Below are 12,994 nucleotides of genomic sequence, written 5' to 3' on the forward strand. Positions count from 1 at the left end.
GGTCATTCCCGTTTGTTACTTACTGGTCTGAAGTGACACCATGAATATTTAACACGCATTTTTAGGCAGCAGGATCAGACATTTGAACATTCTTATTATTGAAGATAATCAAGACCATTTTGAGCATATCGAAGATGCTTTGGCTGCCATAAATGAAATTAACGTCAACATTACGCGAGCAGAAACCCTCGCTGTGGGAGTTCACCAGCTTAATAGCGGAAAATTCGATATATGTCTGTTCGATTTACAATTGCCTGATTCGACCGTGGCGCAAACTATTAGCTGGTTAAAGTCTGACAGTCATAATACGCCGATCGTCACCTTAACCTCATTCAACAGCATTGACGTGGCGAGAGATTTGCTGGAGCACGGCATTCAAGACTATTTGCCTAAGAGTGAAATAACCCCGTCGTTGCTCTATCGAACTTGCCGCTATGCCATTGAGCGTTGGAAACACCAACGTGAATTAGAGGATTACAATCAAGATATGCAGGCGTTTTGCGCCAGTTTATCCCATGATTTTAACAACCATTTAAATAGCAACATGATAGTTTCGGAGCTTCTGAAGACCAAGCTTAACCTCAGAGTTGGGCTGGGCGAAGACGAACTAAAATTATTTTCACGCCTGCACAAGAATACTAATACCATCCACCGCTTAGTGACGGATCTGCAGCAATATCTGTCAATTGGTTATTCTGAACGAGAATTTAAAACCGTTGATCTAAACAATACCCTTGCTGAAGTTACCCAGTCATTTCGTGATACAACCCAAAACCATTTTAGTGTGAATATAGAGGGGAAACTTCCAGTTATAAAAGGTAACGCAGCGTTAATTCACCTGTTGTTTCATAATTTGATTGGCAATAGCATTAAATTCAACGAAAAAGCCCCGCAAATTGACCTTTCGGTACAGGAGAGCCAGAGCCATTTTCGTATTATACTGCAAGACAATGGCATCGGCTTTGATCAAAAAGATGTACAAAAAGTGTTTTCACCTTTTGTCAGGCTAGAAAATGAGGATAAATTTAGTGGTTCAGGGTTAGGTTTGAGCATAGTGAAGCGGGTTATCGAACACCATAAAGGCGGCATTCATATTGATTCAGAAATCGGCAAGGGTAGTACATTCACACTTGTTTTCTCTAAGTAGAGAGATATTGAGTTGGAGATAACTACACTAGGAAAACATGTTACCGAGACAAAAAATGAAAAATATTAGACCTATATTTGCCTTAATGGTCGAAGACAATCCGGACCATGCGGAGCTAATGATTGATGCGTTTGAGGAGTTTCATATCAAAAATTGCATCCATCATGTTATGGATGGGGTTGAGGCAATCGCCTACTTGAGAAATGAGGCTCCCTATGAAGATAAAAACAAATATCCACGCCCGGATATAATTTTTATGGATATCAGAATGCCTCGTCAAGATGGTATTGAAACCTTAAGTATCATAAAAGATGATGAAAAAATTAGCGATATCCCGGTTGTAATGGTCACCACGTCAGACACTGCAGCAGAAGTTAAAGAATGTTTCAGTTTAGGGGCCAATGGCTATGTGACCAAGCCATTTCAATTCGAAGAATTTTCAAAAAAAATGAAAGAACTCAATTATTATTGGGTAATAACATCAGAGTTACCTCACTAAGTTTTTCAAGGGCAGCGTAAACTACCTACACGCCCTCTGTCTTGTTTTTACGCTAACATGCGCTGGACATCAGCCACTCGGTGCGCAGCAAATTGATGGGGGAGCAGACCTCGTGCATATTGCGCTGGGTTGGCATACTCAACAGCACTTTGTTCATCTTTTTGGTAAAACTCAAGGTGTCGTTCTAAAAATGCTTTACCGGCGGCGACACCCACACGGTGATCGTGGCGAAGATCCCTGTCGGTACTGCCCAATAACTTACTTTGCAGTTTTTCATCAGCAAAAATTTGTACTATTTCTACATCTGCTGGTGGGTTGGCGATAAATGCTAGCTCCTGCTGATATGCTTGTTCATGGCGCACCAAATAATCAATCGTTTTTGGGCAGTAACCTGATACACAAATCCAGGATCTTAGTTTATGTACCCAAGCTGAGTGTGCTTGAAAGAGGGCATTGACGGTACGGATCACCACTATTTTGCGCGCGCCGCGGTTATAGGCTTCTCGCACGGGTAAGGGCGCGGCAAGACCACCATCAAGATAAAAGTCAGCCTGAGGCTGTGCCTCATCGTGATCGTCAATCTCGTCTGTTTGATTCGCTGCATTGGCGGTTAACCAGGGGGTTAATTTAACCCCATGTTTATATAAAAACGGCAATGCGCTTGACGCTTTTAGCAACTCGCGCCATTGATGGGCATCGCCCGTTGGACTTAAAAAGTACGGGTTGCGGTCTCTGGCATTGGTCGTGGTAATAAGCAACTGGCGCTGCCCCAATGTTTCCTTAGCGATTTTGAAATCGATGGCGCGGTTGGCTTCTGTTGTTTTGTCAAAATACCAATCTAAATCAATGATGTGTTTCCCTACCAAACCTCTGCGTAACTGATAAAAACGTTTATGCCGGGACAAGCCACGAATTAAGCGTTTGGCATAGCCTTTTTGGCGGGATAAAAAACTGGTCAAATTTTGTGAGCCGGCTGAGGTGCCAATAAACATATCAAAGGGATCAAACCCCTCATCTAGCCAAGCATCAAGTACGCCAGCGGTGAATATCCCTCGCTGACCACCACCTTCCGCTATCAGCGCCATGATAGGCTGCGTACCATCGTTAGGGTTAATCTGTAGGGGGGGTACTAGGGACTTCATGGTAAACCTGCTCGTTATGTCTGTTTGAATAAGACCAGTGTAAAGAAGCACGTATGGATTAGATAATTGATAGAACCAATCGCCTTAATAGGAAAACTTCAGCAACTTAGCAAAATACACCAGCTAACTGACGGATCTGTGAAAGAGGTTAATCAAAAACACTTGGCGACAAAATTCCACTGCTAACCATCTGTTTCAAAATCTCGTGGCACTTATCTTTGATAGTGTCGCGTAATAAACGTGCCGCTGGAGTAATTGACTGTCTGCTGGGGAATACCAGCCAAAGCTCATTGGAGGTTGGAGGAAAGTCACTCATCACGGGCACCACTTTGCCCGTCAGTAACTCTGTCGACATATCTAAACAGGATTTAACCGCTAAGCCCTTACCGGCTATACACCAACGGCGCACCAGATCGCCATCGTTGGATGCGTATTTGCCCTTCATCTTAATTTTCAATTCACCATCGTGGTGTGAAAACACCCAGACGTCATGGATGATGTCTTTAAGTTGATAAAAAAGTCCATTGTGCGACGCCAGATCGTGGGGGTGTACAGGTGTACCGTTTGTATCCAGGTAATCTTGGGTAGCACATAAAACCCCAGGTACATTGCAAATTTTAAAGCCATACATGCTTGCGTCTTTGGGCGAACCGTAGCGCAGCGCTAAGTCAACCGAGTCACGATAAAAGTCGATGTTACTGTCGCTGATGTTGGCCCGTAGACTAACCTCGGGATACTTGTCCATAAACTCGTTTATCCAGGGTAAAACCAAGTTACGGCCAAGATCAGACGACAAACCAATACGTAGCTCCCCATCAATAATATCTACGTCGCCTTTAACGTTCTGTTTAGCCAACTCAAGGGTGTGCAAAGCTTGCTGGCAGTGGGGAAGGTAGCGCTCTCCGGCAGTGGAAAGACGCAAATGCCGAGTAGTACGGATAAATAAATCTACACCTAGAGTGGCTTCAACCCGCTTAAGTGCAGCACTGGCGGTCGCTGGCCGCATATCTAAACTTGTCGCTGCAGCGGTAATGCTGCGAAACTCGGCCACTTTGAGCACCACGTATAGATCTTCTAGTAACATATTATCTAATATTTTTTGTTAATGTTTCAATCATTATGCTGTTTAAGGGCAGTAAAACAAGGTCTATGATCTACTCATCAACTTTGAATACTCAAATTTACCCTAACAAGGACACTATTATGAAAGCTATCGGTTATACCCAATCACTGCCTATCAGCAATCCTGAATCATTGATCGATTTAACACTACCTCAACCTATTGCCACGGGCCATGATTTACTGGTCAAGGTTAAAGCCATTGCAGTCAATCCAGCGGATTATAAAGTGCGTTTAAATATGCCGCCCGCACCGGGTGAAAGCAAAGTTATCGGCTGGGATGCCGTTGGCGAAGTGGTCGCTGCTGGTGAGTTGACGAGTGAGTTTGCACCAGGGGATATGGTTTATTACGCCGGTGATATTACGCGCCAAGGTGCAAACGCAGAATACCAATTAGTCGATGAGCGCATTGTGGGGTTTAAACCTAAAAGCTTATCGGATCCACAAGCCGCTGCTTTGCCACTAACGGCCATTACCGCATGGGAAATTTTGTTCGAACATTTGGCCATAAAACAACAGTCTGCGACCCTCAAAGAGAAGTCTGACGAGATCATTCTGGTCGTTGGCGCTGCAGGGGGAGTAGGTTCGATTTTAGTGCAAATTGCCAAAGCAGTAACCGGTGCAACCGTTATTGGTACTGCGTCACGTGAAAGCTCAAACGCCTGGGTGAAAAAATTAGGTGCAGACTACGTTATTGATCACACCAAGCCATTAAAGGCACAAATTGAAGCGTTGAATATTGGTCAGGTAACCCACGTGGCAAGCTTAAACAGCACAGATGCTTACTTTGAAGCCTACACTGACTTACTCGTACCTTTTGGCAAAATCGCTATGATTGACGATCCACAAGCTTTAGATATAACCAGCTTAAAATCAAAGAGCTTGTCGCTACATTGGGAATTTATGTTCGCCCGCTCAATGTTTCAAGCTGCTGATATGCAGGAGCAAGGTGTACTGTTAAATCGTGTTGCAGATTTGGTTGACCAAGGTTATATCCAGACTACGGTAGGTCAACATATGGGAGCGATTAATGCACAAAACTTGCGTGCAGCCCATGAAGCATTAGAGACCGGCCGGTCTATCGGCAAGATAGTGTTAGAAGGTTTTTAATACACTCGGGTTCAGGTTCATTGCTTAATGTATGACAGCGCACGGGGCTTAGCTAAGCCAAACGGGAATTTAACTATTAACCCGGCAACCTAGCGTAAAAACTGAATGTAAGATGGCTTGAGCAGGAAATTAAGCCACCTTATTGTAATTTAACCACATATAAATAACAGTAATGACTAAAGGCACATAACATGACTAAATTAACCATTTTGGCAAACATTATCGCAAAACAAGACTAAGTCGATTTAGTGAAAAGTGAGTTACTCAAACTCATTGACGTGACAAGGGCTGAGAAAGGTTGCCTTGATTATGCGTTACATCAAGACAACGAAAACCCTGCACACTTTATGTTCTTTGAAAATTGGCAAACCCGTGAGTTATGGCAGCACCATATGAACGCCGACTACATGGCCGTTTATGGCGAGGCAGTTGATGGGGCCATTGAGTCATGGACATTAAACGAGATGAGCCACATCGCTTAGTCAGCAAACAGACGTTAATTATTTATTATAGGTACGAGGCGTTTAACGGTCTTGTTCTGATGAACAACAGGCAGTACTGGCCAATTAAATTTAGAGATAATCCCAATGCTCCTTGATACCCCCATTTGTGATTTTGGCTACCAAGCCCCAGATTTTACGCTGAAAACCCCAACAGGTGAATCCTTTACCATGAGCGAGCAATTAGGTGACAAAGGATTATTAATAGCCTTCATTTGTAATCATTGTCCCTATGTTCAGCGCATAGGAGAACGACTCGCTGCTGATACACGCGTGTTAATGAGCGAAGGCATTAACGTATTGGCGATAATGTGCAACGATTATCAAGACCTGGAGGCAGATTCACCGGCAAACATGCAGCGCTTTGCGCAAAAATACGGTTTTCTTTTTCCTTATTTAGTGGATGAAGACCAGTCAGTTGGCAAGCAATACGGTGCTGTATGTACACCGGATTTTTTTGGTTTTAACCCTAAAGGTGAATTACAGTATCGGGGTCGATTAGATGATGCCCGAATGGGTAATGCTGAAGACCGCGTACCTGAGCTACTCAATGCCATGCGCATGATCGCGAAGACTGGTCAAGGGCCAAAGCAACAGACACCCAGTATGGGCTGTTCCATTAAGTGGCGTTCGTGAGGAGGTCTGGGGTAAGAGCAAAACGTTATACCCGCGATATTGGCTACCAAGCTCAAAGATCAGCATTCGAACAAGAAACATCTTTGAATGTAATCAAATCGGCAAAGTGAAAGGATCTGTAATGACAGGGGACTTTGATAGACTGACGTTATCCGGGTTTAACAGGAGGGAATGGCAATGAATCTGAGCAGAAGAAAATTTATAGCAACCAGCGCGGCATCTTTGGCTACCGCTGCCGTAGCGGGTGACGAGTTTAGCGCGATGGCCTCGCAAGTCGGTTCGACGCAGTTGATCCATAGTGTCTATTTTTGGTTGAAAAGACCCCAGTCAGAAGTTGACCGCAACGCCCTGATAGCGGGTTTAAAAACCTTGGAACAGGTGCCTATGGTAAAATCCCTGCATGTGGGCCTGCCAGCTAATACTGAAAAACGCGATGTGGTTGACAATAGCTTTGATGTGTTTGAACTGATGTTTTTCGATGACCTGGCTGGGCAAACTCAATATCAGCAACATCCTGTGCATCTGGCGTTTGTGGAGAATTGCTCACATCTGTGGGATAAAGTTGTAGTACACGATTCACTTACGGTCTGAATTATACTGATTGGCATTAACCCCCTATATCGTGCTACGCCATCTGCATGTTTTAATGCCCGGGTATTGTCTGCTTGGTCAGTAAGGCTGGTTATGAAGCCAGGGCGACAGATTTTGCCATTTATATTTAAATACACCGCTTTTGTACCCGATTATTAAAATTCGAATATGCCACGCAAATAATAAAATCCGCCATTGAGGCCAATGGGTGCTGTAGTCGGGTAGAGTGAGCCTGCAACGCTGGCATACGGGTTAATGTCGGGGCGATTATCAAACAAATTTTTAGCGCCGATTGACAGCCGTAAAGCGCTGGTAAGGGAATAACTCAGATCAACATCCAAAGTAACTTCAGCCCCGGCATTAATGTCATAACCCGCTGCGGCATTGAGGTGGTCTTCGTAATAACCAGAATAATAATTAAGCCGAAAATTACTACTAAAACGTTTAAAACTTTGTTCAAAGCTCAAATTTGCACGATGTTCTGGAAGGTTGTCTTCAATCATCTTGATACGTTGTGGGCTTAAATTACTGGCCATTATTAACCCGCCATTTGGGCCTGTTTGTGGGTATAAGTTAACGTGCACAACCTTGGTATCGGTCCAATTGTAAGTGAGAATAAGGCGGGTACGGGCGTTGAAAACAAACGTGTCGTAGTGCATGACTAAATCCAGCCCTTGGGTGGTGCTGTCAAAATCATTGGTGAAAAATTTGGCACTGCCATAACTGATCGCTTCGTTAACACCTGCATCAAGCAGAGCTTCAATGTCTTGTAAGCTTAGATGGAGGGGGGAAGTGGTACTGATCCGGTCTTTTAATTGAATATTGAAATAGTCCAAGGTGATGTAAAAATTGTCACTGGGTTCGCTGACCAAACCAAAACTCACATTGATGGATTTTTCGGCTTGCAAAGGGCTGGCTCCAAGTTGCACCGAAATGGGGTGGGTAGGTGGCAAGGTGGCTTGGTCCTCTAAACCTTGGGGTGAGAACGCTGACGTCACATTGACGATATTGCTCTGGCCGACTGTAGGGGCCTTAAATCCACTACTGACTGAACCTCTGAATGTTAACTTGTCATTCATGGTTTTTAAGGCTGAAATTTTACCATTAACATTTTCACCAAAGTCACTAAAGTTTTCATAACGAACCGCCAATCCAAATAAAAACGCTTTGCTCAGGTGCATTTCAATATCGCTATAAATTGCCCAATTAGCCCGTTGCCATCTCCCGGCCGATTTGGGGCTGTAACCGGGAAAGCCATTAGAGCCAACACTAAAGCCCTGGGATAAACCCGTAACGGGATCAAAGGCAAATTCACCGATAGCGTAAGAGGCCAGATCTCCGACTTTTTGACGATAGGTTTCCTGTCGCCATTCCATTCCGGTAGCAAAATTCAGAATGAATTCATCACCTAAATCAAAGGGCTTAAATAAATCGAGATTTATATTGTGCTCGTACTGGGCCGCTAAACCGGGAGAAAATGTGGTTGGGGAAAGATTGCCCAGTGATGGATTGACCGTTTGACTGAGGGTATAGTCGATTTCTGAATAGCCCAACCCCAAGCTGAGATCGTAAGACCAGTTTGTTTGGGTTTGCCCTTTTAACCCTGACACCCAGGCGGCATCACTCATGGTGCCACCAAACTGTGGGGTAAAACCACCGGGGAATATTTCATTAAAGGCAAAACAATTTTGACCAACTGGCGTTGAGTTATCGGCGATAAGCCCATAATTAGCATCGTCTAATACATTATCATCAACCAGGCTGACTGGCGGGCAGCTTATGCCTTGGCCTAATCCATCCAGGTCGGCTACCAATAACTGTGGGGGTTGGCTGCTCTCCCCAGCCTCCTTAAATAGCCCCTGTCGGTCGTGGGGGTTACGATAAAAAAAACCCCCTTCGATTTTGCGTTGTGCGAGGTTTGAAAATGTATAAAACTCATTCTGCGGGTTGAGTTGATAAGCTAAATTGGTGGCGAATTTCACATCATAGTCAATGGTCGGAATGCCCCAGATTTGGGCAGGGTCAGCAACGGCAGTATTGCCTGCATTAATTAGCACAAGCGCGTCTTCACGCTGCACACTATTGCTGGTGCCAGCTTGTTGTTTATATTCAACACTGAAATGGGCAAAGCCGCGGTCATTTAATGATAAACCTACATTACTTTGAATTTGCAGTAATTCACCATCACCTTGGCCGTAGGTGCCAAGACGGGTTTCAAGGCTTCCTCCTTTATCGTCATCCTTTAAAACAAAATTAATTACCCCGGCAATGGCATCAGACCCATACTGAGCTGCAGCACCATCGCGCAAAACTTCAATTTGCTTGACCGAAGAGGCTGGGATAGTGGATAAGTCCACACCTTGAGCGCCATCTGACAAACCACCGCCTAAAAACGTAATGGCGGCTGAACGATGGCGCCTTTTACCATTGATCAAAATCAAGGTATGGTCAGACGCCAAACCTCTTAGGTTCGAGGGCCTGACAAGCATAGATGCATCATTAATAGGTTGGTCATTGACATTAAAAGAGGGAATGAGTGTCGCGAGCATCGAATTCATATCCGTCGACCCCTGGCGGGTAAATTCTTCAACGCTTAAAATATCCAGGGGTACGGGAGAATCGATAGTCGAACGTGGCGTAGAACGGCTTCCCACTATGGCAATCTTCTCTAGGCTGTTAGTATTTTCTTCAGTGGTGTCATCATTGTTCAGTCCGGTCTTTGGCTGCTGTGAGGCGAGCAGCCTAATAGCCCTTACACTAACATTGCCATCGTCTTCTTTAACCGGATATAAGTTGGTGCCTTCGAGTAATTTCACTATCCCTAGCTCGAGACTGTAGTTTCCTTGCAGCTCATTGGCCATTTCCAACTCGGCTAATTCGATTGGGAAAAGCAGGGTAGTATTGGCTTGCTGAGCAAAAAGAGTGAGTGCCTTATCGGCCGGTTGCCGTTCAATATTGAATGGGTATAAGATCTCTGCCGATACATAACTTGAAAGGAATAATAATATGATAAAAACAACGCGCATATTTCAGTCAATAATAATCGGGCAGGATGGACAATTTATTGATACTAACATGATTTTGGTTAATTCGAATATGACTGCAAAGTTCGTCCTTGTAACTTTTTGCAGCAGGTAAATTTTACCCTGAAGAGGACAACAGAATCGTCTGCTCGTCTAACTTCTGATAGGTAATATTAAAGTTGTTTTTTAGGGCTGATAAAAGCCCATCGATGTCACCCGCCTTAAAAAAGCCAGCCACACGTTTTTGTTTAACCTCATCATCAGCGAGTTCAAAGTTAACCGGCATATAACGACTTATTTCGGTTAGTGCCTCAACTAAAGGTTCACCGTGGAATACTACTATCCCTTGGCGCCATGCCAAATCATTTTGCATTTGCTCTAATGATATAGCGACCGATTGGGCGGAATGCGAGTCAACCTTGGCTTTTTGCCCCGCGTTTAACAGTGTGCCGCTACCTGCAAGGGGGCTAGACTCACTGCTCAATGTTGTTTCACCATTATTTTGTTGGGCATTTTTGAGCAATACTTTGCCCTCTGTCACCAGCAATTCAAAGCTGTCATTATCGACTAACTGCATATTAAATGCAGTACCTACAGCCGTAACAGTATTCAGGGCCGCCGCTACAATAAAAGGTCGGTTTACATCATGGGCGACATCAAAGTGTGCTTCGCCTTTGATTAATTGTATATTTCTGGCGTTTTCTGAATAGTCAATTTGCACTTCTGAATCGGTATTCAAATAGACCACAGAGCCGTCTGACAAGGTGACGGGTTTTTGTTCACCCACTGCGGTTGTAAGCGTAGTCAAAACATGACCGCTGTTATGAGTCGCGCGTTGATCTAAGGATAACCAACTTACTGTCGTTACCATCAAAAAAGCGATGCTGGCGGCCATGGACCACAGCACCTTATGATTATTGGTGCGCAGAGGTCGTTTGTCGATGCGTTCAAGGGGCATCAGACCACTGAGTTCATTAAGTACGCTGAGGTCATCCCAGGTTTGCGCCATTTCAAGTAAAAACTGGCGGTGCGATTCATTGGCATTGGCCCACTTTTGCAATTCTTGCTTTTCACCTGGTTTCAAACCGCGATCTATCCGGCTGATCCATTCACTGGCTTGTTGCTGGATCAATATTTTACTATTAAATATTTTAATATTGCTCATTATCTTCTTCCCTGACGTCGCGACAATTTTATTGGCGTTTTTGTGCCCGTTTGTTGGCTTGGTTGCTCGTTTAAGTTGTGCAGATAAAGGGAACATTGCAATAGACCTTTTGCCACATGTTTTTCCACAGTACTTTGACTGAGCGCACAGTGCACCGCTATGTCTTTCTGGCTCATGCCATAGACTTTTTTCATCAAAAACACCCGCTTAACTTCAGGTGACAGACTATCCGTGGCGCGGCAAAAGTCTAAAAAACGCTCTTTGCTTTCAACCTGTTTTTCCAGGGTTTGACTGGTTAAATTTGCCGGTAGTGCGTCGATATCGTCCAGTGACTGATTGTGTTTCTCAGAGGCCTTGGAGACATGATTGAGGGCAAGATTACGAGCGGTTTTTAACATGTAAGTGCGTTCGAAGCTGATCTCATGCTGTAACTCAGCCTCATAACTTTTAATAAACGTTTCTTGCACGATATCTTCAATATCATCACGTTTTACAATGCGCCCGATGACCCGCTCTAATTGGCTTTTGCATTGCAGATAGGTGGCTTCCAGGGTCGAGGTTCTGTTCATCTCAGTTTCACTGGGCATCTGAGGTCGAGGGCAAAAATGCTTGTAAATGCGCTTGGTAGGGCATCCAATCTTTTTTAATCGAATTCATGATGGGAGATCTTGCCTCTATGTTGCTTAAGGTGGTGATGGGCGATTGAACATGTTTATCACTTAAGCAGGCATTATCCCAGTCAATACCGCAAAAGGCCAGCACGCTCTGCATCGTTTGCTGTTTGTTATCAATGAGTTGTTCATAACTGATATCCAATATAAAACCGGGAATGGCGCTGTGCCAATGACGCATCAAATCCAGGTAGTATTCTTGGTATTGTTTGAATTGAGCTAACGAACAAAAGTAAGGCTCACTTTCGGCAAAGTAATTACGAAAAACAGAAAAGGCTACGGCAGCAGGATTGCGCTTGATATGTACCACTTTAGCCTTTGGAAATAATTTATAAATCAATCCGATAGACTGAAAATTGGCCGGTAATTTATCAGTTACAAATGGCTTATTACGGGCGTGGCGATTCAGTGCATCTAAGTAGATCAGCGCTGCCTGTTGTAACTGTTGATCTGATAAGTCCAACATGGAATGGGGGTAATGTTTGCCGTTTTGCTGAAATAAATAGTGGTCGACTTCCCGACTTAAATAGGGCAATTCTCCGCCCGCTGAAATTTGAGGGTGCCTGGCTAATATTTGTTCTAACAAGGTTGACCCCGAGCGCGGTAAGCCGACGATAAAAATGGGCGTAATTTCACCTTGAACAACCGGTCTTCGCTGGGCGAGTAGGGCACTTGTGGCCACGGCCTGGGTTTGGGCAAAAAAAGTCGTGAGCTGCACGGTGGTAAATTCACAACTTTGCTGTTGTAAATGGTTCGCCTTGACAAAGTGTTGCCAGGCGGCTGGATAATCTTGGGCAGCATGGCAGACACTACCCAAGGCATAATGTAAAACCGTTTGTTGCGATTGGTCGTTATTTTGGCTGCTCAACCGCTGCTGCAGTATTTTAATATCTTGTTCAGTGTGCCGCTTTAAGCGGACTAATTCGAATAATACCTGGGATGCCATTGGCCCTGAATCTAAGGGCAACGCGAGACGCAATGCGTTTGCTGACGAGTCGAACTCACCTAGTATCAGATGCTGTTGAGCTAATTGATACTGCACCTGGGCAGAATTTGGAAAAGTCGTCTGTGCGTAGTTGAGCACCGTTAAGGCATCTTGTTCAGCGCACTCAGCGTTAAATGCGCTGGCTAGCTGGGTTAATGCCAAGGGCGATTTAGGTAATAAGTGGCATGCTTGGGTTAGTAATGAAACGGCTTTGTCAAATTGATTCACCGCCAGCGCAATATTGCCTAAACCTAAATAAGCGGCGCCGTTAGCCTTATTTTTGGCTAAAAGCGACCGGTAAATAGATTCGGCCTGTAAAAATTGACCTTGAGTGACTAAGGCAGCTGCTTGTTGTAAGGATGACAAAATACCTGACCTGACAAAAGAGAGTATTAGGAGTTGAAAA

General features: G+C 44.4%; 12 protein-coding genes. 6 read left to right on the forward strand and 6 right to left on the reverse strand.

Annotated elements, in window-relative coordinates:
- The first annotated feature begins 82 nt into the window (after positions 1–82).
- Both AC3RV5_RS04615 and AC3RV5_RS04620 read left to right on the forward strand, forming a co-directional pair.
- Positions 83–1,147 carry a sensor histidine kinase gene (locus AC3RV5_RS04615; protein ID WP_489730796.1) on the forward strand — a complete coding sequence of 355 codons (1,065 nt, stop codon included), beginning with the start codon at positions 83–85 and terminating at the stop codon, positions 1,145–1,147.
- A 55-nt stretch (positions 1,148–1,202) separates the two neighbouring features.
- The gene (locus AC3RV5_RS04620; RefSeq protein ID WP_489730797.1) at positions 1,203–1,646 is read left to right on the forward strand and encodes a response regulator; all 444 of its coding nucleotides are present in this window, start codon (positions 1,203–1,205) and stop codon (positions 1,644–1,646) included.
- A gap of 47 nt (positions 1,647–1,693) precedes the next feature.
- Here the strand turns inward: AC3RV5_RS04620 and AC3RV5_RS04625 are convergent, their stop codons facing one another.
- Both AC3RV5_RS04625 and AC3RV5_RS04630 read right to left on the reverse strand, forming a co-directional pair.
- Positions 1,694–2,788: a patatin-like phospholipase family protein gene (locus AC3RV5_RS04625; RefSeq protein WP_489730798.1), complete on the reverse strand. Its 1,095-nt coding sequence runs from the start codon at positions 2,786–2,788 to the stop codon at positions 1,694–1,696.
- A gap of 148 nt (positions 2,789–2,936) precedes the next feature.
- The gene (locus AC3RV5_RS04630; RefSeq protein ID WP_489730799.1) at positions 2,937–3,872 is read right to left on the reverse strand and encodes a LysR family transcriptional regulator; all 936 of its coding nucleotides are present in this window, start codon (positions 3,870–3,872) and stop codon (positions 2,937–2,939) included.
- A gap of 119 nt (positions 3,873–3,991) precedes the next feature.
- On the opposite strand from AC3RV5_RS04630, the gene AC3RV5_RS04635 reads away from it, so the two are divergent.
- From AC3RV5_RS04635 to AC3RV5_RS04650, 4 genes are all read left to right on the forward strand, one after another.
- Positions 3,992–5,017 carry a zinc-binding alcohol dehydrogenase family protein gene (locus AC3RV5_RS04635; protein ID WP_489730800.1) on the forward strand — a complete coding sequence of 342 codons (1,026 nt, stop codon included), beginning with the start codon at positions 3,992–3,994 and terminating at the stop codon, positions 5,015–5,017.
- Between the two features lie 248 nt (positions 5,018–5,265).
- Positions 5,266–5,499 carry a putative quinol monooxygenase gene (locus AC3RV5_RS04640; protein ID WP_489730801.1) on the forward strand — a complete coding sequence of 78 codons (234 nt, stop codon included), beginning with the start codon at positions 5,266–5,268 and terminating at the stop codon, positions 5,497–5,499.
- A gap of 105 nt (positions 5,500–5,604) precedes the next feature.
- Positions 5,605–6,153, forward strand: coding sequence for a thioredoxin family protein (locus tag AC3RV5_RS04645; RefSeq protein WP_489730802.1), 549 nt, complete (start codon positions 5,605–5,607; stop codon positions 6,151–6,153).
- Positions 6,154–6,330: 177 nt separating this feature from the next.
- Positions 6,331–6,744: a Dabb family protein gene (locus AC3RV5_RS04650; protein WP_489730803.1), complete on the forward strand. Its 414-nt coding sequence runs from the start codon at positions 6,331–6,333 to the stop codon at positions 6,742–6,744.
- Positions 6,745–6,899: 155 nt separating this feature from the next.
- Here AC3RV5_RS04650 and AC3RV5_RS04655 read toward each other — a convergent pair whose 3' ends face one another.
- The 4 genes from AC3RV5_RS04655 to AC3RV5_RS04670 all read right to left on the reverse strand — a co-directional run bounded on the left by AC3RV5_RS04655 (position 6,900) and on the right by AC3RV5_RS04670 (position 12,954).
- Positions 6,900–9,770, reverse strand: a complete 2,871-nt coding sequence (locus AC3RV5_RS04655) for a TonB-dependent receptor plug domain-containing protein (RefSeq protein WP_489730804.1) — start codon at positions 9,768–9,770, stop codon at positions 6,900–6,902.
- Positions 9,771–9,885: 115 nt separating this feature from the next.
- Positions 9,886–10,932 (reverse strand): FecR family protein, encoded by a 1,047-nt coding sequence (locus AC3RV5_RS04660; protein WP_489730805.1) that lies wholly within the window; start codon positions 10,930–10,932, stop codon positions 9,886–9,888.
- Entirely contained in the window at positions 10,932–11,501 is a 570-nt protein-coding gene (locus AC3RV5_RS04665; RefSeq protein WP_489730806.1) for an RNA polymerase sigma factor, read from the reverse strand. Before AC3RV5_RS04665 ends, AC3RV5_RS04660 begins: the two co-directional genes overlap by 1 nt.
- Before the next feature lie 7 nt (positions 11,502–11,508).
- A complete protein-coding gene (locus AC3RV5_RS04670) occupies positions 11,509–12,954 on the reverse strand; it encodes a tetratricopeptide repeat-containing sulfotransferase family protein (protein WP_489730807.1) in 1,446 nt (481 codons plus the stop codon).
- Between the last annotated feature and the right edge of the window lie 40 nt (positions 12,955–12,994).

This window comes from Paraglaciecola sp. IT1134, from assembly GCF_058068185.1.

Coding starts and splice junctions, on each gene's coding strand:
- AC3RV5_RS04625 (WP_489730798.1), bottom strand. CDS start 2,788: ATGAAGTCCCTAGTACCCCCCCTACAGATTAACCCTAACGATGGTACG.
- AC3RV5_RS04665 (WP_489730806.1), bottom strand. CDS start 11,501: ATGAACAGAACCTCGACCCTGGAAGCCACCTATCTGCAATGCAAAAGC.
- AC3RV5_RS04630 (WP_489730799.1), bottom strand. CDS start 3,872: ATGTTACTAGAAGATCTATACGTGGTGCTCAAAGTGGCCGAGTTTCGC.
- AC3RV5_RS04620 (WP_489730797.1), top strand. CDS start 1,203: ATGAAAAATATTAGACCTATATTTGCCTTAATGGTCGAAGACAATCCG.
- AC3RV5_RS04655 (WP_489730804.1), bottom strand. CDS start 9,770: ATGCGCGTTGTTTTTATCATATTATTATTCCTTTCAAGTTATGTATCG.
- AC3RV5_RS04660 (WP_489730805.1), bottom strand. CDS start 10,932: ATGAGCAATATTAAAATATTTAATAGTAAAATATTGATCCAGCAACAA.
- AC3RV5_RS04650 (WP_489730803.1), top strand. CDS start 6,331: ATGAATCTGAGCAGAAGAAAATTTATAGCAACCAGCGCGGCATCTTTG.
- AC3RV5_RS04635 (WP_489730800.1), top strand. CDS start 3,992: ATGAAAGCTATCGGTTATACCCAATCACTGCCTATCAGCAATCCTGAA.
- AC3RV5_RS04645 (WP_489730802.1), top strand. CDS start 5,605: ATGCTCCTTGATACCCCCATTTGTGATTTTGGCTACCAAGCCCCAGAT.